The sequence below is a fragment of the Nonomuraea sp. H19 genome (genome assembly GCF_052068215.1).
Lineage (GTDB): Bacteria > Actinomycetota > Actinomycetes > Streptosporangiales > Streptosporangiaceae > Nonomuraea.
On the sequence record NZ_JBQHCV010000008.1, the window covers coordinates 170,789 to 194,680 of the forward strand.

Below are 23,892 nucleotides of genomic sequence, written 5' to 3' on the forward strand. Positions count from 1 at the left end.
GCCCGGAACTTATCGCCTATCGGTTGGTATCGGAATCCTCTTCCAGAGGTGTGTCCTCCAGCGGCGAGGCCTCGTCGTCCGACAGGTCCGCGAACTCGCTCTGCGGCCGGCGCTTCTCCCGCAGGGACATGAACAGCTCGGCCGCCAGGAACAGGACGATCATCGGCGTGGCCAGCGCCATCATGGTGAGCGGGTCGCCGCCTGGCGTGACCACGGCGCCGAAGACGAACATCAGGAAGATGATCAGCCGCCGGTGCTTGGCGACCGTCGCCCGCGGCAGCACTCCGATGATGTTGAGGAACACCAGCAGCAGCGGCAGCTCGAACGACACCCCGAAGATCACCAGCATGATCAGGACGTAGTCGAGGTAGTCGTCGATCGAGATGGTGGCGACGGTGCCGTCGAGCGAGAAGCCCAGCAGGAACGACAGGGCGGTGTCCATGATGAGGTAGGACACCGCGGCGCCCAGCGCGAACAGCGGGATGGCGAGCGCGAGGAACGTCAGCGTGTAACGCTTCTCGGTGCGGTAGAGAGCCGGGGTGACGAACGCCCAGATCTGGTAGAGCCAGACGGGTGACGACGCCACCAGGCCGACCATCAACGAGACCTTCAACGTGATGAAGAACGACGAGAAGATGCCGTTGTAGGTCAGGCTGCAGTGCCCGGTGAGCTGGCGTGACTGCGGCGCCTGGCAGTAGGGCTCCTTGAGCAGCTCCCACACCGGCGCGGAGAAGATCCAGCCGATGATGAGACCCACCGCCACGGCGGCGAACGCGATCAGCAGCCGGTTGCGCAGCTCACGCAGGTGCTCCATGAGCGGCATCCGGCCATCGGGGTCCCGCTCCGGCTTCGGGCCCGACCGTTTCAGCAGCGCCATCTATGCAGTCCAGGGGGCGAGGGGACGGTGGTCAGGGACGCTTGTCGGCCTGCGCGGCGGCGCGCAGCCTCGCGGCCTGCTCCTCCAGCTGGCGGGCCTGCTCCTCGGCGGACAGCCCCGGCGCGGGCTGAGCCGCCGGGATCTGCTGGGGCGGCGCCGGCTGGGGCTGGGCTTGGGCCTGCACGACCGTCGGCCTGTCATGGTCGTCGTCATCGGTCATCTTGCTGGTCTCCGCCTTGAAGATGCGCAGAGACCGGCCGACGCCACGGGCGAGGTCCGGCAGCTTCTTGGCACCGAAGAGGAGGACCAAGGCCACCAAGATCAGGATGATCTCTGGAGCTCCCAAGTTCATGTGACGTCCTTCATGGTGAGCGAACTGCTGTGCTTGCCTGCATCGTACGCTGCCAGGGGCGCTGCCTCATCCCCTGGCGTCCCTTTTCGCACTGAATTGCGCATGAACTTCCGCGACTTCCCTGTTCAGCCCGCGTGCCGCGGCCACGACGCGGGCGCCGACGATCCCGAGCACGACCAGCCCAGCCACGACCAGCCCGGCGGCCAAGAAGATCCACGTCATGACCCGTGAGCGTACAGGGCCAGGGCCCGTTCGGCCTCCTTGCGCACCGTCTCGGCCATCTCGGGCGGCGAGACGACCCGGCCGGTGTCGCCCAGGCGCAGCGCCAGCTTGAGGATCCAGTCCTCGTCGCGGGCCCGCAGCGCCACCCGCAGCCGTCCCTCGCCCAGCTCGGTGACCCGCTCGCACGGGTAGTACTCGGCCACCCAGCGGCCGGCCGCGCTGACCTCCAGCTCGACCAGTTCGTCGGTCGGCGAGGGCCGGAAGACGCCCTGGGTGACGTCGATGGGCTCGGCCTCCTCCGGCGGGTCGGCGGGCACGTCGAGCACCTCCACGCCGAGCATCCGGTCCAGCCTGAACAGCCGCATCGCCTCGGCCCGGTAGCACCAGCCCTCCAGGTAGGCGCGGCCGTCGACGACCACGACCCGGGTGGGGTCGACCTCGCGCGGCGTCACCTCGTCGCGCCCGGGCACGTAGTAGCGCAGCGACAGCCTGCGCCCGCGCTTCAGCCCTTCGCGTACGCGCGGCAGCGCGTCGGGGGCGGCGTCGACGTCGACGGTGACCTGGCTGCTGACGGTGGCGGCGCCATCGCCCGCGGCCCGCTCCAGCTTGGCCATCACCCGCGGCAGCGCGTCGCCCGGCACCTCGGCCAGCTCCGGGGTGGCGGCCAGCATGCGCAGCGCGACCAGCAGCGCGCTGGCCTCGTCGATGCCGAGCCGCAGCGGCCTGGCGATGGTGTCGGCGTTGTCGATGATGATCTCGCCGCCGTCCCACGACACGTCGATCAGGTCGCCGGGGGTGTGCCCCGGCAGCCCGCACATCCACACCAGCTGCAGGTCGTCGATGAGCTGCTTCTCGCTCAGCCCGAACACCGCCGCGACCTCGCCCACCTGCGCCCCCGGATGGGACATCAGGTACGGCACCAGCGCCAGCAGCCTCGGCAGCCGATCAGCGGACCCGCTCATGCGTCCTCCTTCGCCGGTCGCATGAGCGGACCGCCGCTGTGTTTCTCGGTTCGCTCGCTGCGCTCACTCACGGATCCTCCCGCGCCGGGTCCCATGATCGTCGCGGTCATGCCAGGGCCCCCTTGAGCCGGCGGATGACGGCCTCGCGGGCGTCCGGCGGCTCGACGACCTCGACGTCGGCGCCGAGGCTGGCCATCCACCCGGCCAGCCGCTCAGGGTCGGAGAAGATCAGCTCGGCCTCGTCCCACCCGTCGGTCCCCTGGTGGACGGTCCTGGAGAGCTGGCGCAGCCCCTCGCACGCGCCCTGGCGCACCCGGATGACGGCGACCCGCTCGTCCGCCCGATCGTCGGGGAAGCCGACCATCGCCCGCAGGTCGACGTCTTCCGGCACCTGGACCGCGCCCACCTTGCCGACGGCGGCGACCGGCCCGGTGATGCGGCTGAGCCGGAAGGCCCGCGGCGCCTGGCGGTCGCGGTCGAACCCGGCGAGATACCAGCGGCCGCTGCGGCTGACCACGCCCCACGGCTCGACGGTGCGGCCGCGTACGGTCTCGCTGCCGGCGCCGCGGTAGTCGAAGCGCACCACCCGCCGGTCACGCACGGCGTCCCACAGCGCGGGAAAGGCCGGATCCCGGGTGTCGACGCGCAACTCCAGCGCACCGGTGCCGACCGGCTGGTCGGTGGCCACGCCGCCGGCCCGCAGCTTCAGCAGCGCCCCGGAGGCCGCCTCGGCCAGGCTGGCGCGCTGCCACACCTGCGCGGCCAGCCCCAGCACGGCGGCCTCGTCGGGCTCCAGGGTGATCTCGGGCAGCTCGTAGTTCTGGCGCTCGATCCGGTAGCCGGGCTCGTCCTCCCACGGGTCGCGCACCACGTCGATGGGGATGCCGATCTCGCGCAGCTCGTTCTTGTCCCGCTCGAACATGCGCTGGAACGCCTCGTCGCCGTCCCGGTCGTAACCGGGCACGACCTGGCGGATCTGCTCGGCCGACAGCGGGCGCCGGGTGGCGAGCAGGCAGATCACCAGATTGAGCAACCGTTCTGTCTTCCGGCGCGACATCTGCCTCACTCCTCCTTCATCGACGCTACCCTGCCCCCGTGATCAGATGGCGCAAGGGCGAGGTCGTACGGATCCGACGCGAGTGGCCGGGAGCGGTGGAGCTGGACGTCGCCGTCCCCGAGGGGGAGTGCCGGGCGCTGGCCTACCCGCCGTTGGTGGGCCGCCCGGAACCCGGCGACGAAGTGCTGCTCAACACGACCGCGCTCGCAATGGGTCTCGGTACGGGAGGTTACGCCATGGTGGTGGCCGTCCCGAACCGTTTGCCGCAAGATCCTCAAGGGCCGGGGCACCTGGTGAAGGCCCGCTACACCCCGCTGCAGGCCACGGTGCTCGGCGCCGACGAGCAGGATTCCCCACATCACGACATATTGCGGGAGGCCGATTCCCTCGACGGGATGCCGGTGATCGTGGCCGATCTGCACTCGGCGCTGGCGCCGATCCTGTGCGGCCTGTACGAGGCGGCGCCCGGCACGCGGGTGGCGTACGTGATGCAGGACGGGGGCGCGCTGCCGGCCTGGTTCTCGATGGCGGCGGCCCGGCTGCGCGAGGTCGGATGGCTGGCGAGCGTGGTGACGGCGGGCCAGTCCTTCGGCGGCGACGTGGAGGCGGTCACCGTGCACACCGGGCTGCTGGCGGCCAGGCACGTCCTGGAGGCCGACGTGGCGATCGTCGCACAGGGCCCCGGCAACCTGGGCAGCGGCACCAAATGGGGCTTCTCCGGCGTGTCGGCCGGCGAGGCCGTCAACGCGGCGGGGGTGCTGCGGGGACGGCCGGTGGCGGCGCTGCGGGTCAGCGAGGGCGACCGGCGCGAGCGGCACTACGGCGTCTCCCACCACTCGCTGACCGCCTACGGCCGGGTCGCGCTGGTCCCGGCCGACGTGCCGGTGCCCGAGCTGCCGGGCGAGCTCGGCGAGCGGGTCAGGGACCAGGCCGAGCTGCTGGCCGTCCGGCACCGCCTGGTGCCGGTGCCGGTGGACGGCCTGCACGAGGCGCTGCGCGAGTCGCCCGTGCGGCTGTCGACGATGGGCAGGGGGATGGAGGAGGACCTGGCCTACTTCCTGGCCTCGGCGGCGGCCGGCAGGCTGGCGGCTTCGCTGCTGTCGTAGGAGTCCTTGAACGTGAACGCCTCCGGGCTCGGACCCTGCGCCCTGAGGCGTTCCAGCCGCGCCATCCCCTCCGCCAGCGACGGGATGCAACCCTCGGGGACCCACCACATCACGGTGTACGGCTCGGCCATGCGCAGGAACCACTCCCTGCGGCGGCGCAGCACGCCCAGGTGGACGCTGCGGTAGGCGTAGTTCCACAGTGTCTCCAGCGACTCCCACACCGAGAAGTTGACCAGCAGGTGGTCGCCGTAGTCGTGGATCACGGTGGCCGTGGGGTCGGTCTCGCTCTCCTTGAGCCGCCACACGAACCCGGGCGCCTCGTCGGCGACGGCGTTGACAGGCTCGAGCAGGGCCACGAACTCGGCGAGTTCGGCGGAGTCGATGGGCGCGCGCAGATGGGCGATGTTGAGCTGGGCGAGATGCATGACGCTCAGCACACCATTGCCCCGCCTTCTATGTCAATCTTCATTTGCTTTAGAAAGGGCGACGCAGCACTCCCCCGGCCGCGGATCGAGCCTGGCTCTGGCCGGGTCGTCGCCGAGCCCTTCGAGCAGCCCCTGGCACAGGGCCAGGTTCATGGAGCACACCAGCAGCGGCTGCTCCTCGGCCAGGACGTGGAACGGGCAGTTGCGCAGCCGCAGCGCGCCGCCCTCCGCGTACGGCTCGTAGCCGCGCTCGCCCAGCACCCGCTCGACGGGCTCGCCGGAGTGCCGCCCGGCCATCCTGACGCCGGCCGCCCGCGCCGCCTTCTCGGCCTGCTCCTCGGCGCCGAGCAGGTCCACCACGTCCGCCAGGACCGAGGCGAGCGTGGCGTAGTCGCGCGGCGGCAGGCTCACCGACCGCTCGCCCTTGGCCCGCCGGTAGACCTTGGCCGGCCGGCCGCTGCCCGGGCCCTTCTTCTCCTGCTGACGGAAGCGGCTCTCCAGCAGCCCGGCCTCGACGAGCTTGTCCAGGTGGTGCCCGGCCAGCGTCCTGGACACGCCCGCGGCCTCGGCCGCCTCTCCCCTGCCCACGTCGCCGCCGCCGGCCGTGACGACGTCGTACAGGCTGCGGCGTACGGGGTCGTGCAGCAGGGCCAGCGCGTCGAGGTCGTCACTACTCACAGCCGGATTCTACGAACCTTCAGTAGGCGGCCAGGACGTCCACCACGTAGACGAGGGTGTCGGAGCCCGTGATGCCGTGCGCGGGATGGCCGGCGGCGCCGTAGCCGTGGGAGGGCGGGACGATCATCAGGACGCGGCTGCCCACGGGCACGCCCACGAGCGCCTCGTACCACGCCTTGATCATGCCGCCGTCGCCGATCTTGAACGCTTTCGGCTGCCCGGCCGGCCAGGTCCCGTCGAAGCTCCGCCGGCTGCTCCAGACGGCGCCCGCGTATTGGGCGACCACGAGCTGTCCCGCCTGGATCCTGCGCCCGCCGCCCGCGTCCAGCACCTTGGCGGCGAAATGGGCGGGCGGCGCCGTCCGCGGCACCTCCAGCGCGGGGCGGGCGCCCCCGGTGACGCGCACGCCCGCGAGCGAGCCGCCGCCCCCGTCGATCGAGGCGCCCTTGCGGTGCACGCCGAGGATGTCGACGACGTAGCACAGCTCCACGCCGCGCCGCCCGCCGTCCTCCGGCCGGATGGCGGCGATGACCCTGCTGCCGACCGTACGGCCCCGCAGCGCCCGTTCCAGCCCCTGGGGCAGCCGTCCCACCGGGAACGCGGCCGGGATGCCGCGGTTGAAGCTGGAGTCGACCAGGCGGTTCTGGCGCCCGTCCCACACGTGCTCGGTGTACTGGACGATCGCCACGTCGTCGGGCTCCAGCCGCGCGCCCTGGCCCGTGGCCGGCTCGTCCACCCGCACCCCCGGGACCGGCGCGCCTTCCGGGAAGCCGATCGTCGGCCTGGCGCCGAACGCGCCGTCCACCTGGAGGTCCAGGCCACCGGACGCCTCGCTCGTGCAGCCGGCCGCCAGCAGCGGCGCCAGCAGCAGCGATGCGACGGCACGGCGGAGCATCGGCCCTCCCACGGGAGCGTCCGGCGACGTTGCGCCGCCGGGCCTGGCGATGCTACCGCGTCGCCGGATCGCCCGTCAGCGGCTCGCGGCCATCCGCCCGGCCCGGCACACCCCGCGGTGCCGGCCCAGGGGCGAACCCGGGGCCGGGCCGTTCGCTCGTCAGTAAGCGCCGAGGACGTCGACCACGAACACCAGCGTGCTCTTGGCCGGGATGTTCTCCTGCGCCTGGTCGCCGTACCCGAGGTCCGGCGGGATGCTGAGCACGACCCGGCTGCCGACCGGCACCCCGGCCAGGCCCTGCTGCCAGCCCTGGATCACCTGGGAGAGCGCGAACTCGGCCGGCTGGCCCCGCTCCCAGCTCGAGTCGAACTGCTTGTCGGTGCCCCAGATCTTGCCCGTGTAGTGGACGGTCAGCGTCTGGTTGGGCTGCACCTTCGCGCCGGTGCCCTCGATGATCGTCTTGGTGACGAGCTTGCCGGACGGCTTCTCGCTCGTCTTCGTGGTCAGCGTGGGCGCCTTGTCGCCACCGGGGTTGTCGACCTTGACGCCCTTGATGCTCTGGCCGGTCTCCTTGCCGGTGGCGGCCTTCAGCGCCGCGGGCTGGGTGCCGACCACGTCGATCACGAACACCTTCGTCGGCTGGGGGGGCGCCGTCGCCTGCTGCTGGGCGACGGAGTCCTCGGCCAGCACGGCCAGCAGCCGGCCGCCGTGCTTGACCTTGGTGAAGCCCTCCTGCAGGACCTGCGGCAGCTGCTCGTTGACGGGGATCGTCTCCGGCGCCTTGGTGTCGTAGGAGGAGCCCTGGACCGCGTTGCCCTTGCCGTCCCAGTTGTAGACGGTCAGGTTGACGATCAGCTTGTCGCCCGCCTTGACACCGGCGCCGGTGCCCGGCTGGATGACCTCGTACGACGACTTGGTCGCGGGCGAGCCGGCGGGGAAGGTCACCGTGGGCTTGGCGCCCACGGCCCCGGTGACCTTGAGCCCGCTCGCGGCCGGCGCCGACCCACTGGGGGCGGCGCCGGTGCTCGCACCGTCGTCGGAGCCGCACGCGGCGGCGAACAAGATCAGAGGCACGGCGGCCAGTACGGCCAGAGCGCGGCGCATGCGTTTCCCTCGGAAAGACGACAGATTCGCGTCACCCTACCCGACACGGAGGTAGGGCCGAGGTAAACGCGCCCCTACATGCCGGCGATGAGCTTGTCCACCCGCTCGTCCACACTGCGGAACGGGTCCTTGCACAGCACCGTGCGCTGGGCCTGGTCGTTCAGCTTGAGATGCACCCAGTCGACGGTGAAGTCGCGCCGCTTCTCCTGCGCCTTGCGGATGAACTCGCCGCGCAGCCGCGCCCTGGTCGTCTGCGGCGGCACCGACTTGGCCTCGAAGATCTTCAGGTCGGACGCCACCCGCTCCACCGAGCCGCGCTTCTGCAGCAGGTAGAACAGGCCGCGCTTGCGGTGCACGTCGTGGTAGGCGAGGTCGAGCTGCGCCACCCGCGGCGACGACAGCGGCAGGTCGTACTTCTTCCGGTAGCGCTCGATGAGCTGGTATTTCGTCACCCAGTCGATCTCCCGCGAGACCAGGTCGAGGTTGCCGGTGTCGACCGCGCGCAGCGTGCGCTCCCACAGCTCCAGCACCCGGTGCGCGATGGCGTCGCCGCCGCGGCGGTCGACGAAGTCCTTCGCCTTGGACAGGTATTCCTGCTGGATCTCCAGGCTCGACGCCTCGCGCCCGTTGGCCAGCCGCACCCGGCGCCGGCCGGTCATGTCGTGGGAGACCTCGCGGATGGCCCTGATCGGGTTTTCCAGCGACAGGTCGCGCATCACCGTGCCCGACTCGATCATGCGCAGCACCAGGTCGGTGGCGCCGACCTTGAGCAGCATGGTGGTCTCGCTCATGTTGGAGTCGCCCACGATGACGTGCAGGCGGCGGAACCGCTCGGCGTCGGCGTGCGGCTCGTCGCGGGTGTTGATGATGGGCCGCGACCGGGTGGTGGCGCTGGAGACGCCCTCCCAGATGTGCTCGGCCCGCTGCGACACGCAGTAGACGGCGCCGCGCGGCGTCTGCAGCACCTTGCCGGCCCCGCACACGATCTGCCGCGTCACCAGGAACGGGATCAGCACGTCCGCCAGCCGCCCGAACTCCCCGTGCCTGCCGACCAGGTAGTTTTCATGGCAGCCGTAGGAGTTGCCGGCGGAGTCGGTGTTGTTCTTGAACAGATAGATGTCACCCGCGATGCCCTCTTCGCGCAGCCGCTTCTCGGCGTCGACGAGGAGGCCCTCGAGGATCCGCTCGCCTGCCTTGTCGTGGGTGACGAGCTCGATGACGTTGTCACACTCGGGTGTTGCGTATTCAGGATGGCTGCCCACGTCGAGATAGAGACGTGCGCCGTTGCGTAGGAAGACGTTGCTCGATCGGCCCCAGGACACGACTCGCCGGAACAGGTAGCGCGCGACCTCGTCCGGGGACAGCCTTCGCTGGCCCCTGAACGTGCAGGTCACGCCGTACTCGTTCTCCAGCCCGAAGATGCGACGATCCATCACCTCACACTATGCCCACGGATCGGCCAGCGGGAGAGATCTTCGCAGGTGTTTTCCGGCCGCGCCGCGCGAATTCCCCTCGTCCCCGCGCCCGCCCCCACGGGGCGCGGGTGCGCTTCGCCCTGGTCAGGGGGTGTAAATCTCCTGAACCTTGACGATTTCCCCCTTGTAGACGGTGATGAGGGAGGGGTGCCCGTGGTCGCCGTGGCGTTTGATCAGCGTGGTCCTGGAACACCGCTTGTTCCCGAGCCCCGTTCTTCGGTCGACGGTCATCCCCGCCATCGACGACTTGCACCCGTACGCCGACAGGAAGACCACGTTCTTCGCGATGGGCGAGGAGTACGCCATGACGACACCCTCGGGCGGGCCGACGAAGTAGCCCTCGGTCTCGGTGCCCTTCTTCCACTTGATCGGCGTGTACTCGGCCACGCCGCTGTCCACGCGCGTGATCCAGCCGCGCAGGATGCCGTTGTGACGGGAGTGGATGCCCTTGGTGAAGTCGTGCTTCGGGTCGGGCTGGAAGGTCGTGCCGAAGATCTTGGGCGCCTTGTACGCCGGAACCGGCGCGGTGGCGGCCTCGGCGGGCACACCGGACGTCAGCATCACCGCGGCGGCTGCACCGCCGGCCAGCAAGCTACGCAGGGAAGTGTTCACGGATTCTGAGATCCTGGATCACTTCGCGCGGTTCGGGACAATCGTTGTGAAACAGGTCACACCACCGGCTTAAGGCGGCCGGGTCCTCCAGGCGAACGCCGGCGAGGGCCACGAAGCGGCCCTCGCCGGCGTCCGGCAAGCCCTACAGCGGCGAGGAGCCGTCGTCCACGTCGCCGTCGGGTCCCGTCGGAGGCGGCGTCTCGCCCGAGGCCGGTGGCGTGGCCGGCGGGGTGGCGGGGGTGGCAGGCGGGGTGGTGGTCTGGCCGAGCAGCCGTTCCAGCCGCGCCCCCGTCAGCCGGAGGAACTTACGGTGCTCCCGGTTGCGGTCGAGCACCGCCACTTCGAGCTGCCCCACCGGCGGCCGCTCACCGCCGGGCTCGGTGAGCGCCGTCAGCGCCACCTCCAGCGCGTCGGCCAGCGACATCGACTCGCGGTAGCGCTCCTTCAGCCGGCCCGCCACGGCCTCGGCCTGGCCGCCCATGGCCGCGAAGCCGTGCTCGTCGAACACCGACCCGTCGAACGTCAGCCGGTAGATGGCGTCCCCGTCCTTGGTCTCGCCCACCTCGGCGACCACCACCTCGACCTCGAGCGACTTGATCGACTCGGTGAAGATGCGGCCCAGGTTGGAGGCGTAGAGGTTGGCCAGGCCGCGGCCGGTCACGTCGGAGCGGTCGTAGGTGTAGCCGTTGATGTCGGCGTAGCGGATGCCGCCGAGGCGCAGCTCCTCGAACTCGTTGTAGCGGCCCACGGCCGCGAAGCCGATGCGGTCGTAGATTTCGCTGATCTTGTGCAGCGCCCGCGACGGGTTGGGCGCGACGAACAGGATGCCGTCGACGTACTGGAGCACGACGACTGAGCGGCCCCGCGCGATGCCCTTGCGCGCGTAGTCGGCCTTGTCCCGCATGATCTGCTCAGGGGACGCATAACCAAAAGGCATGGACACGGGCGATGGTCCTTTCTAGCGCAGCGGGGCGATGGGGCCGTCGGGCGAGATCAGGCGGGCTTCGAGCATCTGGTTGACGTAGCCGGAGACCTCGTCCTCGCCCAGGCGGCGGAAACCGTCGGCGTCGATCACCGACACGATCGGCCAGATCTTCCTCGTCACGTCGGGACCGCCGGTCGCCGAGTCGTCGTCGGCGGCGTCGTAGAGCGCCTGGATCAGCGTCATCGCCATGTCGTCGGCCGACGACCCGTCACGGTAGAGCTTCTTCAGCGACCCGCGGGCGAAGATCGAGCCGGACCCGATCGCGTCGAACCTCTCGCGCTCGTAGGGCCCGCCCGCCACGTCGTAGCTGAAGATGCGTCCCTCGTCCTTGTCCGGGTCGTAGGCCGCGAACAGCGGCACCACCACCAGGCCCTGCATCGCCATGGCCAGGTTGCCCCTGATCATGGTGGCCAGCCGGTTGGCCTTGCCCTTCACCGACATCGTGCGGCCCTCGAGCTTCTCGTAGTGCTCCAGCTCCACCCGGAACAGCCGGCCGAACTCGATCCCGGTGCTGGCCGTGCCCGCGATGCCCATGCACGAGTGGTCGTCGGTGCGGAACACCTTCTCCACGTCACGCTGCGAGATGATGTTGCCCGACGTCGCCCGCCGGTCGCCCGCCATGATCACGCCACCGGCGAAGGTGGCGGCCACGATCGTGGTCGCGTGCGGAACCTGGTCGCCGATCGCGGTGGCCAGAACCTCATCCCGCCGCGGCAGCAATTCCGGCGCATACGAGCTGACGAACTCCGTGAACGAGGAGCTCCCGGTGTTCTGGAAAAAGTGGTTCACCAAGCCGACGGGCAGATCCCTTTGCGATGCCACGCGACTCCCTCCCAAACGTCAGTGTCCCTAGGGCGACCCTACTCATGTTGCTGTGCTGTCTGCACTTCCCACGATCAGCTCACGGCGAACCCGCCCGTCTCACGAAACGCGCCGACCGCCGGGGTTCCCGTGTCCGGATCGTTTCCTCACAACGTCCGTGAGCGCCCCAGAAGGCTCCGGAGCACCCATGACACCACTTCCCCGATCACGTCCCCTCTCCAGGGCTCTGGCAGCCGCACAGGCCATACTGGTGACCATGTCCACCAGGGACTGGATCCTGCACGTCGACCTCGACCAGTTCATCGCCGCCGTCGAGATCCTGCGCCACCCCGAGCTCCGCGGCAAACCCGTCGTCGTCGGCGGCTCAGGGGACCCCACCCAGCCGCGCACCGTCGCCGCCACCGCCACCTACGAAGCCCGCGAACACGGCGTCCACTCCGGCATGCCGCTGCGCACCGCGCTCAGACGCTGCCCCGACGCGATCTTCCTGCCCAGCGACCCGCCCGCCTACGAGGCCGCCTCCGAACGCGTCATGGGCGTGCTCCGCGAATTCCCCGTCCGCGTCGAAGTATGGGGCTGGGACGAGGCCTTCGTCGGCGCCGCCACCGACGACCCGGAAGCGCTCGCCGCCGACCTCCAGCGGGCCGTACGCGAACGGACCGACCTGTCCTGCTCCGTCGGCATCGGCGACAACAAGCACCAGGCCAAACTGGCCTCCGGATTCGCCAAACCCGCCGGAATCCACCGCCTCACCAGCGACAACTGGGCCGAGACCATGTACGAGCGGCCCACCGACGCCCTCTGGGGCATCGGCGCCAAGATCTCCAAGAAGCTCACCGCGCTCGGCCTCCACACCGTCGCCCAGCTCGCCGCCGCCGACCCCGCCCACCTGGCCGAGCACTTCGGCCCCACCAACGGGCCCTGGTACCGCTATCTCGCCCTCGGCAAAGGCGAAGCCGAAGTCGTCACCACGCCCTGGGTCGCCCGCGGGCACAGCCGCGAAACCACCTTCCCCCAGGACCTCACCGACCCCGCCGAGATCGCCCGCCACGTCGCCGGCCTCGCCGAACAGGTCGCCCACGACGCCGCCGCCGCGGGCCGGGAAGTGATCCGCGTCTCGGTCAAGGTCCGTTTCACCCCGTTCCTCACCCGCACCCGCCAGTCGAAGCTCCCCGCCGCCACCACCGACCCCCGCGCCCTGTCCGGCACGGCCGTCGCCATCCTCGACCGCTTCGACCTCGACCGCCCCGTCCGCCTCCTGGGCGTGGCCGTCGAATACACCATGCCCAAGGAGTAACCGCGAGTTTCAGTCCACCCGGGTGGAGAGATCGGCACGGAGCTGCCCCTCGGCCCGGATCAACTCCCCGCAGTTCCTCATCCGCACCTCCACCTCCCCATGGTCATCGACGGTCGCCCCGGCACAAGAAAGCGCCCGCCACACGCGGCCGAATCGTCCGCGAACTGCCCTATCCCGGTATTGCACGGCAAGCACTACGCATACCGCACATCACCGGTGCGCTGACAATGATCGGCATGCTCCGGCGGCCGATCCCGGCACACCACGCACGATCCGAGTTGAGCCACGGCCATTCGCTCGGCATCCTCCTGACGCAGCCGATAACGCTGCGACAGGTGACAAGCCCGCGTAGGCGCCACAGAATCGGCGCCACGCCGCTTCGGGAGGATCACGAACTCCGGCCAGAGAATTTCCCCGTCCGGATAGCGGGCGGCCAGCTCCAGCAACACCGTGTTGTCGCCGAAGTGGCCGAGCCCGTTGTCGCAGTTGACGCAGAGAACGCCCCGGACCTGGCCGGTCTGGTGGCGGTGGTCGGCGAACGCGCCCGGCACGGCCCGGCAGAAGGCACAGAGCCCGCCCTGACGGGCGAGCATGCGCTCGACGTCATCCTCGGTAATCCCGTAACGGAGCCTTAGCCGGTGATTCCGGTCGCTCCCGAGATTCTTGATTTCATTATCGCGCATCACCACCGTGTGGCACGGCGTGCAATAGGCGGTAAGCCCATCTTCGCTGGACCGATTGCCGCCGAACGTGGAACGCCTCCGGAAGCAGACCTTGCGGTATCGCGCACGCCCATCAGCCATGCGCTTATCGAGCCCGAACTCAGAGACCGCCTTGGTCTCTCCGCAGTCCGGGCACCGCGTCAATCCGTCCGGCGCGTCCACCCGATTTACCCGTTTGACCTGTCCGTTTTGTCCTACTCTCCGCCCTTTTGGACGTAAGACCGCACGAATTCCTCTGCGTTCTCTTCGAGAACTTCGTCTATTTCGTCCAGGATTGCGTCGACGTCGTCGGTGAGCTTCTCCTGGCGCTCCTGCACGTCAGGCGTCGCCGCGGCCTCGGTCTCCTCAACCTCGGTCTCGCGCCGTCCCGTCTGCTTCTGACCGCCAGTGTCCTTGGTTGCCATGTCCTACCTCCGCTTGGGGGACTGCCTCTAGGCATATCTTCCCCGAACCGGGCGACATTTCGCGCCGATCGCCCAGCGATCTTGCCGGGTTGACTAGATAGCACAACTATCCAACAATGGGTTGCCGTACCCACAAGGAGGTTCAGATGTCTCCGTCGTCTTTGAGCACCGCCGGTGTGCTTCTCATCACAGTCCCGCTGGTGGCCTTCGGCGGCGTCTCGCTGCTGACGTTCATCATGAGGAACGTCCCCGGCTACCTGGACAACCCGGTCCGCCGCGGCCTGTGGCGGGCCGGGCACGCCCATGCGGGCGTCCTGGTCCTGTTCAGCCTGGTGGCGATGCTGTACGTGGACCAGGCGAGCCTGCCGGAGGGCGTGCGGGCCCTGACGCGAACGCTCATCACGGCCGCCCCGATCCTGATGCCGCTGGGCTTCTTCCTGTCGGTCGCGCGGCCGAGCGACACCAAGCCGAACAGGCTGATCTGGCTGACGGTGGCGGGCGGCGCGTGCCTGGCGGCAGGCACGCTGACGCTGGGGATCGGCCTGCTCTGAGCGGGCTCAGTCGCCGCCGGTGAGGGCGGCGACGAGGTCGGCGGCGGTGCGGCAGCGGTCGAAGAGCTCGCCCACGTGGGCCTTGGTGCCGCGCAGCGGCTCGAGGGTGGGGACGCGCTGGAGCGATTCCCTGCCGGGGATGTCGAAGATGACGGAGTCCCAGGAGGCGGCGGCGACGGATTCGCTGTATTGGCTCAGGCAGCGGCCGCGGAAGTAGGCGCGGGTGTCGGCCGGGGGGCTCTCGACGGCGCGCTGGACTTCGTCCTCGGTGACGAGGCGCTGCATGCGGCCGCGGGCGACGAGCCGGTTGTAGAGGCCGCGGTCGGGCCGGATGTCGGAGTATTGCAGGTCGACGAGCTGGAGCCTGGGGTGCGACCAGGCGAGGCCGTCGCGGCTGCGGTAGCCCTCGAGGAGTTCGAGTTTGGCGACCCAGTCGAGCTCGTGGGAGAGCTGCATGGGGTCTTCGGCGAGGCGTGTGAGCACGGATTCCCAGCGGTCGAGGATGTCCTTGTTCATCTCGTCCTGGGCGGTGCCGCGTTCCTCGACGTACTTTCTCGCTTGTTCGAGGTATTCCATCTGGAGCTGGACGGCGGTGAGCTTGCGTCCGTCGCGCATGGGGATCTCGTAGCGGCAGCTGGGGTCGTGGGAGACGGCCCGGAGCGCCTGGACCGGGCTCTCGACGGCGAGGTCACGCGTCAGGAAGCCCTCTTCGATCATGGCGAGCACGAGAGCCGTGGAGCCCAGCTTGAGGTAGGTGGAGATCTCCGACATGTTGGCGTCGCCGATGATCACGTGCAGCCGCCGGTATTTCTCGGGGTCGGCGTGCGGCTCGTCCCGGGTGTTGATGATGGGTCTCTTCAACGTGGTTTCGAGCCCGACCTCGACCTCGAAGAAGTCGGCGCGCTGGCTGATCTGGAAGCCCTCGCCGCGCGAGTCCTGGCCGATGCCGACCTTGCCGGCGCCGACGACGACCTGCCGGGAGACGAAGAAGGGGGTGAGGTGCCTGACGATGTCGGCGAACGGGGTGGCGCGCCGCATCAGGTAGTTCTCGTGGCAGCCGTAGGAAGCGCCCTTGGCGTCGGTGTTGTTCTTGTAGAGCTGGATGGGCGCGTTGGAGGGGATGGCGGAGGCGCGCGTGGCGGCGTCGTACATGACCCGCTCGCCTGCCTTGTCCCAGATGACGGCGGCCCGGGGGTTGGTGCATTCGGGCGAGGAGTATTCGGGGTGGGCGTGGTCGACGTAGAGCCGGGCGCCGTTGGTCAGGATGACGTTGGCCAGCCCGAGGTCCTCGTCGGTGAGCTGGCTGGTGTCGGCGACCTCTCTGGCGAGGTCGAAGCCGCGCGCGTCGCGGAGCGGGTTTTCTTCCTCGAAGTCCCATCGCGCCCTGCGCGCCCTGGCCGCCGAGGCGGCCAGGTAGGCGTTCACGACCTGCGAGGAGGTCACCATCGCGTTGGCGCCTGGCTGGCCGGGTACGGAAATGCCGTACTCGGTCTCGATGCCCATCACCCGACGCACCGTCATGCAACACCCTCTGTTCGTCCGGATCTGCCTATCCGCCGTTTATATGCCCGAGCCTATGCCCTTCACAGTGCCCCAGGGTCACAGAGTTATGGCACCGACGCCTTTTCAACCTGTACGACCGGAGCTGTTGGGGTTTGTGAGGGTCTGCGTGGCTTGAGTATCCGCTGGATGGGGCGTTCGGCAAAGGAGTACACCAGATACGACAGGAGCACGGCGGCCAGCGTCGTGATCGTGGCGACCGCCCAAGGCGGCATATGCCCGGTGAGCACAGGGATGAGGGCCACCGCGATCACGCTGTGGAACAGGTAAAGCGGGTATGTGGTGCCCCCGAGCGCGGTGAGCGTCCTGGAGGATTTGAGCCTGAGCACGCCGAGCGCGACGAGCGCCATCAGGGCGAAGATCACGGTGATCGTGATGATCACACTGGTGTCGGTGACGGGCATGTTCTTGAACCCGGCGGCGTCGATGCGCCGGTGCACGCGGCCGAGCGCGGAGTGGACGGACATGCCGTATCCGGCGGCGACGTACAGCCAGGGCAGCCAGGAACTGCCGTGTTTGTGGATGAGGTACAGGGCCATGCCGGCGGCGAAGTAGGGCGCGTAGTCGGGCATGACGATCTCCCGGACCAGAGCGTCGTCGAACAGCTGGGTCTCGGCGAGCACCTTGACGGCCAGGGCGGCAGCCAGCCAGATCCCGGCGAAGGCGAGGACGCGGCCGTACGTGACACCGGCGATCACGAGGATGGCCATCAGCAGGTAGAAGCGGAGCTCGGCCCACAGCGACCAGTAGACGCCGCTGGCGTCGGCGATTTTGAACAGCCGCTGGAACATGGTGGCGTTCAGCAGGTATTCGCCTGGTGAAAGTTTTGGGTCGAGCGCCTTGGCGCCGGTCAGCCCGTAGAGCGCGACGATGGCGCCGAGGCTGAGCCAGTACGCGGGGTAGAGGCGGACCAGCCGGGAGCGGGCGAAGGCCCCGAGCCCGCGCCCCCAGGCGCTCATGAGGATGACGAACCCGCTGATGATGAAGAACAGCTCGACGCCGAGGATGCCGAGTCCGGCGACGGGCGCCAGCGCGGGGAACAGCTCCGCGGGCCGGTCGCCCCAGACGGAGGCGTACGCCACCAGGTAGTGGAAGGCGACGACGGCCAGGGCGGCGACGAATCGCAAAAGGTCGAGTTCGGCCAACCGGCCGTCTCCCCGAGCATGCTTCGGCCGGTTAGGTTGATGCACGCCCCTTTGACGTAACTTCGGTCACTTCGGTTCCACTTCTCCCCCAGTTCCCACCAGTAACACCCGTGAGCCGTCGTCCAGGCCGAGGACGGGCAGCCCTGGGCCGGGGCGGTGAGCCGGCGGGCGCGGCGGCCGCCTGCTCGCCGGACCCGCCGGCCCAGGCGTGCGCCAAACGGACGCAGGACCCCCAGGAGCAGGCCCCAGGGGAAACCGGCCGGACCACAGGGGCGGCGCGGCTCAGGGGTCGCTGGTGGCGGCGGTGAAGCCGGTGTGGCCGGAGGGATGGCCGCGGACGACGGTGACGCATTCGATCTCGGCGAGGGCGGGCGCGTCGCGTTCGAGTGCCGTCAGGAACTCCTCGACGCCCGCGGGCGCTCCTTCGACTTCGATGATCACGCCGTTGGCGCCGTCGCGTACCAGGCCGGCCAGCCCGAGGCGGTTGGCGAGGGAGCACACGAAGGGCTGGAGGGCGACGCTTTGGATGATGCCTTCGACGTGCACGTCTACCCGTTTGAGCGTGGTCACAAGGTCAAGTGTGCGCTTCATCGGGGCGTCGTGCATGTGTATCGGCCGTGTCGCGGCGCATGCGCGGGCGTGAGCAGGCGGCAGGGCCGCGCGGATGCCCGCGCGGCCCCGTCGTGTCGCTGTCTTACAGGTATTGGCCGGTGTTCGCGACGGTGTCGATGGAACGGCCGGCCTCGGTGCCCTGCTTGCCGGAGACGAGCGTACGGATGTAGACGATGCGCTCGCCCTTCTTGCCGGAGATGCGGGCCCAGTCGTCGGGGTTGGTGGTGTTGGGCAGGTCCTCGTTCTCGGAGAACTCGTCCACGCAGGCCGCGAGCAGATGCTGCACCCGCAGGCCCTTCTGGCCGCTCTCGAGGAACTGCTTGATGGCCATCTTCTTGCCCCGGTCGACGATGTTCTGGATCATCGCTCCGGAGTTGAAGTCCTTGAAGTAGAGGACTTCCTTGTCGCCGTTGGCGTAGGTCACCTCGAGGAAGCGGTTCTCTTCGCTCTCGGTGTACATCCGCTCGACGACGCTCTGGATCATTCCGCCGATCGTGGCCCCGCGGGAGTCCGAGTGCTCCGCCAGGTCGTCGGGATGGAGGGGCAGGTCCTCGACGAGGTACTTCGAGAAGATGTCCTTGGCCGCCTCGGCGTCCGGCCGCTCGATCTTGATCTTGACGTCCAGACGGCCGGGCCGCAGGATCGCCGGGTCGATCATGTCTTCGCGGTTGGAGGCACCGATGACGATGACGTTCTCCAGTCCCTCGACGCCGTCGATCTCCGACAGCAGCTGGGGGACGATGGTGTTCTCCACGTCGGAGGACACGCCGGAGCCGCGGGTGCGGAAGATCGAGTCCATCTCGTCGAAGAACACGATCACCGGGGTGCCCTCTGAGGCCTTCTCTCGGGCACGCTGGAAGACCAGGCGGATGTGCCGCTCGGTCTCACCGACGTACTTGTTGAGCAGCTCCGGGCCCTTGATGTTGAGGAAGAAGCTCTTGCCTTCCTGACCGGTGCGCTCCGCGACCTGCTTGGCCAGGGAGTTGGCGACGGCCTTGGCGATGAGCGTCTTGCCGCAACCGGGCGGGCCGTAGAGCAGCACCCCCTTGGGAGGCCGCAGCTTGTGCTCGCGGAACAGGTCGGCGTGCAGGTAGGGCAGCTCGATGGCGTCCCTGATCTGCTCGATCTGCCTGCCGAGTCCGCCGATCTCCTCGTAGGAGATGTCGGGGACCTCTTCCAGCACGAGCTCTTCGACTTCGGACTTGGGTATTCGCTCGTAGACGTAGCCGGAGCGAGGTTCGAGCAGGAGCGAGTCGCCCGCCCTGATGGGCTGGCCCACGAGCGACTCGGCCAGTCGCACGACGCGCTCTTCGTCGGCGTGCGAGATGACCAGGGCTCGTTTGCCCTCGTCCAGCAGTTCTTTGAGCATCACGATCTCGCCGACCTCTTCGTAGCCGAGAGCTTCGACCACGTTGAGCGCCTCGTTGAGCATGACCTCCTGGCCACGCCGCAACGAGTCGATGTCGACGGCAGGGCTGACGTTCACCCGGAGCTTGCGTCCGCCGGTGAACACCTCGATCGTGCCGTCTTCTCTGGCCTCGAGGAAGGTGCCGAAACCGGATGGCGGCTGCGCCAGCCGGTCGACCTCCTCCTTGAGAGCGACGATCTGGTCCCTGGCCTCCTTGAGGGTTGCCACCAGGCGTTCGTTCTGGCCGGTCACGGCCGCTAGATTCGCCTGTGCCTCATGGAGACGTTCTTCGAGGACCCTGGCCTGACGGGGTGACTCGGCCAGCTTCCGCCTCAGCGCTGTGATCTCCTCCTGGAGGAAGGAGACCTGTGTTGAAAGATCAGCGACCTCCCGTTCGCGCTGCGCGGCTCGAGCCTCAGCATCATCGCGAGCTGCCACGCCCCGTCACCTCCTTCCCAGTCGAGGGCGACTACTAAGGACCTTACCTATCTCGGGCCCCTCCGTAACCTGGCCGGGCAGTGTTCGTAGAGTGACAATCAGTATTCGGTGAATATTCCTCAATAGTGCGTTTAATACTCCCAGCATATGAACACGGCGATCTGTTCCCGTGTCACGCACGAACGCACCGTCGTAGCCAAATTGTCATAGTTCCTCGGTGGTCCCCTTCGGTCGGCGGCGTCTCGGCGGGGGCGTCACCCCATCCGCCATGCGGCGGGCGCTGACGAGGAACCCGGTATGGCCGATCATCCGATGATCCGGTCTTACTGCGAGTCCTTCGACATGCCAGTCGCGAACCAGGGTCTCCCACGCATGCGGCTCGGTGAAACACCCGTGATCGCGAATGGCCTCGACGGTCTTGGACATCTGGGTGGTCGTGGCAACGTAGCAGCAGATCACGCCACCGGGCGTGAGCGCCTTGGCGGCGGCGTCGACGCACTCCCACGGGGCCAGCATGTCGAGGATCACCCGGTCGACGTCGATCTCGTCGATGGAGGCGACCAGGTCGCCGACGACCAGCCGCCAGTTGTCGTCCATGGGACCGCCGTAGAACTTCTCGACGTTCTTGCGGGCCACCTCGGCGAACTCCGGGCGCCGCTCGTACGACGTCACGTGCCCCTCGGGGCCGACCGCGCGCAGCAGGAAGCAGGTCAGCGCGCCGGAGCCGACCCCGGCCTCGACGACGCGGGCGCCGGGGAAGACGTCGGCCATGCCGACGATCATCGAGGCGTCCTTGGGGTAGATGACGGCGGCGCCGCGCGGCATCGCCAGGGTGTAGTCCTGCAGCAGGTGCCGGAAGGCGAGGTAGTCGGTGCCGCCAGAGGAGCGCACGACGGAGCCTTCAGGCTGCCCGATCAGGTCGCTGTGGGGGATGGCGCCCTTGTGGGTGTGGAAGACGCCGTCCTCCTTGAGCGTGATCGTGTGGCGCTTGTTCTTGGGGTCGGTGAGCTGCACCTGATCCCCCGCCTGGAAAGGCCCATGCCTGCGGAAACCCATGGCCGCAAGGTTATAGGGCTTTCGAGCGCGTCCGGACGCGCGGTATCTATGGGGGATGCTCCCGCGCGACGTGATCTCCACCGGTCCCCTGATCCTGCGGCCTCCCGTGGAGGCCGACGCCGAGGCGATGGTGAAGGCGTGCGCGGATCCGGTGACGGCCAGGTTCCTGCCGCTGCTGCCGATGCCGTACGAGCTGGCGCACGCGCGCGAACACCTCGCGAAGACGGCGGAGACGTGGGCGGAGGGCGGCGCGACGTTCTCGATCACGGAGAACGGCCAGTTCGTCGGCTCGATCACCGCCCGGCCGCCGGACCAGTGGGGCGTGACCGCGATCGGCTACCTGGTGGCGCCGTGGGCCAGGGGCAAGAACGTCGCCTCGACGGCCGCCAGGGCGATGACGGACTGGCTGTTCGACCAGGGGGTGCGCAGGGTCGACCTGGAGGCCGCGGTGGACAACGTGGCGAGCCTGCGGGTGGCGTACAAGTCGGGTTTCCGCGAGGAGGGGCTCAGGCGGGACGCCAAGCGGCTGCGGGACGGGCGGTATGCCGACATGGTGACCTTCGGCAGGCTCAGCAGCGACGCGGCGCCGGCGGGGGAGCCGTACCTGCCGTTCTTCGACGGCGGGCAGTTGTCCGACGGGGTGGTGCGGCTGGTGCCGCTGGCCGTGGAGGACGCCGTGGACTTCCACCGGATGCTGGCCGAGCCGAGCGTCGCCGCCTTCTCGGCGACTCCGCCGCGCACGCTGGAGGACGACGAGCAGCGCTGCCGGTACACCGGCTACTGGTGGGTGTCGGGGCAGCGCATCGAGCTGGCCGTCCGGGACGCGGCCTCCGGGGCGTACGCGGGGCATCTGCAGCTGACGCAGGTGGTGCCGGCGCTGGGGCAGGCGGTGATCGGTTATTCGCTGGTGCCGGCGTTCCGGGGGAAGGGGTTCATGTCGCGGGCGGTCGGCCTGCTGGTGGACTGGGCGTTCACGCACACGGCGCTGCATCGGATCGTGGCCGGGACCGATGTGGCGAACGCGGCCTCGCACAGGGTGCTGGAGCGGGCCGGGTTCAGCAGGGAGGGCGTGCATCGGGAGCTGTTCCCGAAGCCGGACGGCACGCGGGCCGACGACGTGGCGTGGGCGCGGCTGCGGCCGTCGTAGCCCTCGCCACCAGGCCATACGGAGGGCCCCGAGCAGCGGGCCGAAAAGGTCAAAAATCCTGATTTCCTGTTGAGGTCTAGTCAAGGGCGACGTCGGGGGTGATAGTCGGTGCACCCGCACTTGAGTGTCGGCGCGATCGGTTTGCGCGATCTCGCCCCCTCCCCCGAGGGATCACCGCGATGCCATACAACCGTGTCGATGTCGCCATGCGCGAACTCATCGCCTTGTTCTCCCGCCTGGAGGCGGCCGACCTGATCGATCAGCTGGCGCGTACCGCCGCCGCCGTCACCGGCACCGCCTACGGCGGGTTCGTCAGCGTGGACGCGCTCCGGCAGGAGGCACTGTCGATCCACATGCACGCCCCTCCGGGGGATCCGCTGCGCGTACGGCGCTGGCTGGCCGAATCCGGGGTGCTGAAGGAACTGTCGAAGTCGTCCGGGACGGTACGGCTGGCGCACGACACCGCCGTGGGCGAGCCGGGGTTCCTGGCCACTCCCGTGCCCGCGGCGACCCGGGAGCACACGTTCGTGTGGGTCGCGGGGCGCGCGTTCTGCGACGGCGACGAGCATCTGCTGAGCCGGTTCGCGACGGCGTCCGGGCGGGCGCTGGAGGCGGCCAGCGGGCTGGAGTCCGCGGTACGTCTGTTGCGGGGCGTACGGGCTTTCCGACCGGCCTAGCGGCGATCCGGCCGGTTGGGAACGTCCCATTCCCTGGGAAAGGGACGGCCGGTTGAAGGCCGAAAGGTGACGGCGCAATGCTCGTGGGCGACCGTTTTCACGGCGCCGCACCGCGCCCCATTATGAAGAATTTTCGCTTATTGCCTGATTTATAGACGAAATTAGCGAGCAGCTTTTCGGGAGTGCGGAAAATACATTCTTTGCTACGCCGCTCGCGGCGGCGCCGCGTCTGGAACCCCGCTCCGGCAGGGCATCGCGGGACCGCCGCGGCCCTCGCTCACCGTCCCGGAATTTTCGTTGCCTGCTACGTTTTCCGGGCACAGCCCCTCGTGTCGCGTTTGTGTCTTGATGGGCCATGGAAACGGGAGATGTGCGATTCGTGTGATGCGGCCTGTCAAGGAGGTTGGTGACTCGTGAGGATTCTCGTCATCGGTGGGAGCGGTTTTCTCGGGAGCGAGCTCGTACGGCAGTGCGTGGCGTCAGGTCACGACGTGGGCGCCACCTACCTGACGCGGCCGGGAGAGCACCCGGAAGTCGCGTGGCTGCCGCTGGACGTGCGTTCGCGTGCCGACGCCGCCGCGGTCGCCGGCGCGTTCCGGCCGGAGGTGACGATCAACGCGGCGTACCGGCAGGCGGACTGGACGACGACCGCGGACGGCGCGGCGCACGTCGCCCTGGCCGTCGCGGAGGCGGGCGGGCACCTGGTACACGTGTCCAGCGACGCGGTCTTCTCGGGCGCCGCCCCCTGTTACGACGAGACGTGCGCGCCCGATCCGGTCAACCCGTACGGGGCGGCCAAGGCGGCGGCCGAAACGGCGGTGAAGGCCATCCTGTCCGGCGCCGCGATCGCCCGGACGTCTTTGATCATCGGGAGCGGCGGATCCCCGCACGAGGCATTCGTGCGATCGCTGGCCACGGGGCGCGTCGAGGGCGTGCTGTTCACCGACGACGTGCGGTGTCCTGTGCACGTCGCCGACCTGGCGGCGGCGCTCGTGGAGCTGGCGGCCGCCCGGATGGCAGGCGTCTGGCACGTGGCGGGCGCCGACGCCGTGAGCCGGTACGAGCTCGGGGTGCTCATCGCCCGCAGGGACGGGCTCGACGCCGCCCGCCTGCCGTCCGGCCGCCGGGCGGACACCACGCTGCCCGGCCCGTACGAGCTGCGCCTGGACTGCGCGGCGACGCAGCGGCGGTTGCGGACCCGGCTGCGCGGCGCCCGGGAGTTCCTGGCCCCGCCCGCGCCCTGAGCGAACGCCGCCATGACCGCCCAGGGCAAAACCGCACGCGCTTTCAAAGCCGGCACACG

Annotated in this window: 26 protein-coding genes; 6 read left to right on the plus strand and 20 right to left on the minus strand. The window is 69.3% G+C overall.

Annotated features, from left to right (window positions below; genetic code table 11):
* Positions 1–16: 16 nt before the first annotated feature.
* The 5 genes from tatC to ACTMTI_RS19465 form a co-directional block, all read right to left on the minus strand.
* Positions 17–877, minus strand: a complete 861-nt coding sequence (tatC, locus tag ACTMTI_RS19445; protein WP_441121808.1) for a twin-arginine translocase subunit TatC — start codon at positions 875–877, stop codon at positions 17–19.
* Positions 878–908: 31 nt separating this feature from the next.
* A complete protein-coding gene (gene tatA / locus ACTMTI_RS19450) occupies positions 909–1,229 on the minus strand; it encodes a Sec-independent protein translocase subunit TatA (protein ID WP_441121809.1) in 321 nt (106 codons plus the stop codon).
* Positions 1,230–1,295: 66 nt separating this feature from the next.
* A complete protein-coding gene (locus ACTMTI_RS19455; protein ID WP_441121810.1) occupies positions 1,296–1,451 on the minus strand; it encodes a hypothetical protein in 156 nt (51 codons plus the stop codon).
* Positions 1,448–2,413, minus strand: a complete 966-nt coding sequence (locus ACTMTI_RS19460) for a helix-turn-helix transcriptional regulator (RefSeq protein ID WP_441121811.1) — start codon at positions 2,411–2,413, stop codon at positions 1,448–1,450. The genes ACTMTI_RS19455 and ACTMTI_RS19460 overlap by 4 nt, the downstream gene beginning before the upstream one ends.
* Before the next feature lie 106 nt (positions 2,414–2,519).
* Complete coding sequence (locus ACTMTI_RS19465; RefSeq protein WP_441121812.1) at positions 2,520–3,470, minus strand: helix-turn-helix transcriptional regulator; 951 nt, start codon at positions 3,468–3,470, stop codon at positions 2,520–2,522.
* 38 nt (positions 3,471–3,508) lie between these two features.
* Here ACTMTI_RS19465 and ACTMTI_RS19470 point away from each other — a divergent pair, with 38 nt between their 5' ends.
* Entirely contained in the window at positions 3,509–4,576 is a 1,068-nt protein-coding gene (locus ACTMTI_RS19470) for a DUF3866 family protein (RefSeq protein WP_441121813.1), read from the plus strand.
* Here the strand turns inward: ACTMTI_RS19470 and ACTMTI_RS19475 are convergent.
* The 8 genes from ACTMTI_RS19475 to prcB form a co-directional block, all read right to left on the minus strand.
* Positions 4,522–5,001 carry a DUF3291 domain-containing protein gene (locus tag ACTMTI_RS19475; protein ID WP_441121814.1) on the minus strand — a complete coding sequence of 160 codons (480 nt, stop codon included), beginning with the start codon at positions 4,999–5,001 and terminating at the stop codon, positions 4,522–4,524. The genes ACTMTI_RS19470 and ACTMTI_RS19475 overlap by 55 nt on opposite strands.
* 33 nt (positions 5,002–5,034) lie before the next feature.
* On the minus strand, positions 5,035–5,679 hold the full coding sequence (locus ACTMTI_RS19480) for a helix-turn-helix transcriptional regulator (RefSeq protein WP_441121815.1): 645 nt from the start codon (positions 5,677–5,679) through the stop codon (positions 5,035–5,037).
* A gap of 19 nt (positions 5,680–5,698) precedes the next feature.
* On the minus strand, positions 5,699–6,574 hold the full coding sequence (locus tag ACTMTI_RS19485) for an FKBP-type peptidyl-prolyl cis-trans isomerase (protein ID WP_441121816.1): 876 nt from the start codon (positions 6,572–6,574) through the stop codon (positions 5,699–5,701).
* A gap of 159 nt (positions 6,575–6,733) precedes the next feature.
* Complete coding sequence (locus ACTMTI_RS19490; protein ID WP_441121817.1) at positions 6,734–7,678, minus strand: FKBP-type peptidyl-prolyl cis-trans isomerase; 945 nt, start codon at positions 7,676–7,678, stop codon at positions 6,734–6,736.
* Between the two features lie 74 nt (positions 7,679–7,752).
* Positions 7,753–9,111 carry a Pup--protein ligase gene (gene pafA / locus ACTMTI_RS19495; protein WP_441121818.1) on the minus strand — a complete coding sequence of 453 codons (1,359 nt, stop codon included), beginning with the start codon at positions 9,109–9,111 and terminating at the stop codon, positions 7,753–7,755.
* A 126-nt stretch (positions 9,112–9,237) separates the two neighbouring features.
* Positions 9,238–9,765 carry a hypothetical protein gene (locus tag ACTMTI_RS19500; protein WP_441121819.1) on the minus strand — a complete coding sequence of 176 codons (528 nt, stop codon included), beginning with the start codon at positions 9,763–9,765 and terminating at the stop codon, positions 9,238–9,240.
* A gap of 142 nt (positions 9,766–9,907) precedes the next feature.
* On the minus strand, positions 9,908–10,702 hold the full coding sequence (gene prcA, locus ACTMTI_RS19505) for a proteasome subunit alpha (protein WP_441121820.1): 795 nt from the start codon (positions 10,700–10,702) through the stop codon (positions 9,908–9,910).
* 21 nt (positions 10,703–10,723) lie between these two features.
* Positions 10,724–11,572 carry a proteasome subunit beta gene (gene prcB / locus ACTMTI_RS19510; RefSeq protein WP_441121821.1) on the minus strand — a complete coding sequence of 283 codons (849 nt, stop codon included), beginning with the start codon at positions 11,570–11,572 and terminating at the stop codon, positions 10,724–10,726.
* Positions 11,573–11,828: 256 nt separating this feature from the next.
* Between prcB and ACTMTI_RS19515 the strand changes: the two genes are divergently transcribed.
* On the plus strand, positions 11,829–12,869 hold the full coding sequence (locus ACTMTI_RS19515; protein ID WP_441121822.1) for a DNA polymerase IV: 1,041 nt from the start codon (positions 11,829–11,831) through the stop codon (positions 12,867–12,869).
* 194 nt (positions 12,870–13,063) lie between these two features.
* Here ACTMTI_RS19515 and ACTMTI_RS19520 read toward each other — a convergent pair whose 3' ends face one another.
* Together ACTMTI_RS19520 and ACTMTI_RS19525 are read right to left on the minus strand one after the other, a co-directional pair.
* Positions 13,064–13,753, minus strand: coding sequence for an endonuclease VII domain-containing protein (locus tag ACTMTI_RS19520; RefSeq protein ID WP_441121823.1), 690 nt, complete (start codon positions 13,751–13,753; stop codon positions 13,064–13,066).
* 32 nt (positions 13,754–13,785) lie between these two features.
* Positions 13,786–13,995, minus strand: a complete 210-nt coding sequence (locus tag ACTMTI_RS19525) for a ubiquitin-like protein Pup (protein WP_441121824.1) — start codon at positions 13,993–13,995, stop codon at positions 13,786–13,788.
* A 146-nt stretch (positions 13,996–14,141) separates the two neighbouring features.
* On the opposite strand from ACTMTI_RS19525, the gene ACTMTI_RS19530 reads away from it, so the two are divergent.
* A complete protein-coding gene (locus tag ACTMTI_RS19530; protein ID WP_441121825.1) occupies positions 14,142–14,546 on the plus strand; it encodes a hypothetical protein in 405 nt (134 codons plus the stop codon).
* A gap of 6 nt (positions 14,547–14,552) precedes the next feature.
* Here ACTMTI_RS19530 and dop read toward each other — a convergent pair whose 3' ends face one another.
* From dop to ACTMTI_RS19555, 5 genes are all read right to left on the minus strand, one after another.
* Entirely contained in the window at positions 14,553–16,067 is a 1,515-nt protein-coding gene (gene dop, locus ACTMTI_RS19535) for a depupylase/deamidase Dop (protein ID WP_441121826.1), read from the minus strand.
* Positions 16,068–16,153: 86 nt separating this feature from the next.
* Positions 16,154–17,251: an acyltransferase family protein gene (locus ACTMTI_RS19540; protein ID WP_441121827.1), complete on the minus strand. Its 1,098-nt coding sequence runs from the start codon at positions 17,249–17,251 to the stop codon at positions 16,154–16,156.
* Between the two features lie 282 nt (positions 17,252–17,533).
* Positions 17,534–17,821 (minus strand): acylphosphatase, encoded by a 288-nt coding sequence (locus ACTMTI_RS19545; RefSeq protein ID WP_441121828.1) that lies wholly within the window; start codon positions 17,819–17,821, stop codon positions 17,534–17,536.
* A 124-nt stretch (positions 17,822–17,945) separates the two neighbouring features.
* On the minus strand, positions 17,946–19,709 hold the full coding sequence (arc, locus tag ACTMTI_RS19550; protein ID WP_441121829.1) for a proteasome ATPase: 1,764 nt from the start codon (positions 19,707–19,709) through the stop codon (positions 17,946–17,948).
* Between the two features lie 204 nt (positions 19,710–19,913).
* On the minus strand, positions 19,914–20,765 hold the full coding sequence (locus ACTMTI_RS19555) for a tRNA (adenine-N1)-methyltransferase (RefSeq protein ID WP_441121830.1): 852 nt from the start codon (positions 20,763–20,765) through the stop codon (positions 19,914–19,916).
* 55 nt (positions 20,766–20,820) lie between these two features.
* Between ACTMTI_RS19555 and ACTMTI_RS19560 the strand changes: the two genes are divergently transcribed.
* From ACTMTI_RS19560 to ACTMTI_RS19570, 3 genes are all read left to right on the plus strand, one after another.
* Positions 20,821–21,912, plus strand: a complete 1,092-nt coding sequence (locus tag ACTMTI_RS19560) for a GNAT family N-acetyltransferase (RefSeq protein ID WP_441121831.1) — start codon at positions 20,821–20,823, stop codon at positions 21,910–21,912.
* A gap of 179 nt (positions 21,913–22,091) precedes the next feature.
* Complete coding sequence (locus ACTMTI_RS19565) at positions 22,092–22,589, plus strand: hypothetical protein (protein ID WP_441121832.1); 498 nt, start codon at positions 22,092–22,094, stop codon at positions 22,587–22,589.
* A gap of 413 nt (positions 22,590–23,002) precedes the next feature.
* Entirely contained in the window at positions 23,003–23,833 is an 831-nt protein-coding gene (locus tag ACTMTI_RS19570; RefSeq protein ID WP_441121833.1) for a sugar nucleotide-binding protein, read from the plus strand.
* The last annotated feature ends 59 nt before the right edge of the window (positions 23,834–23,892 follow it).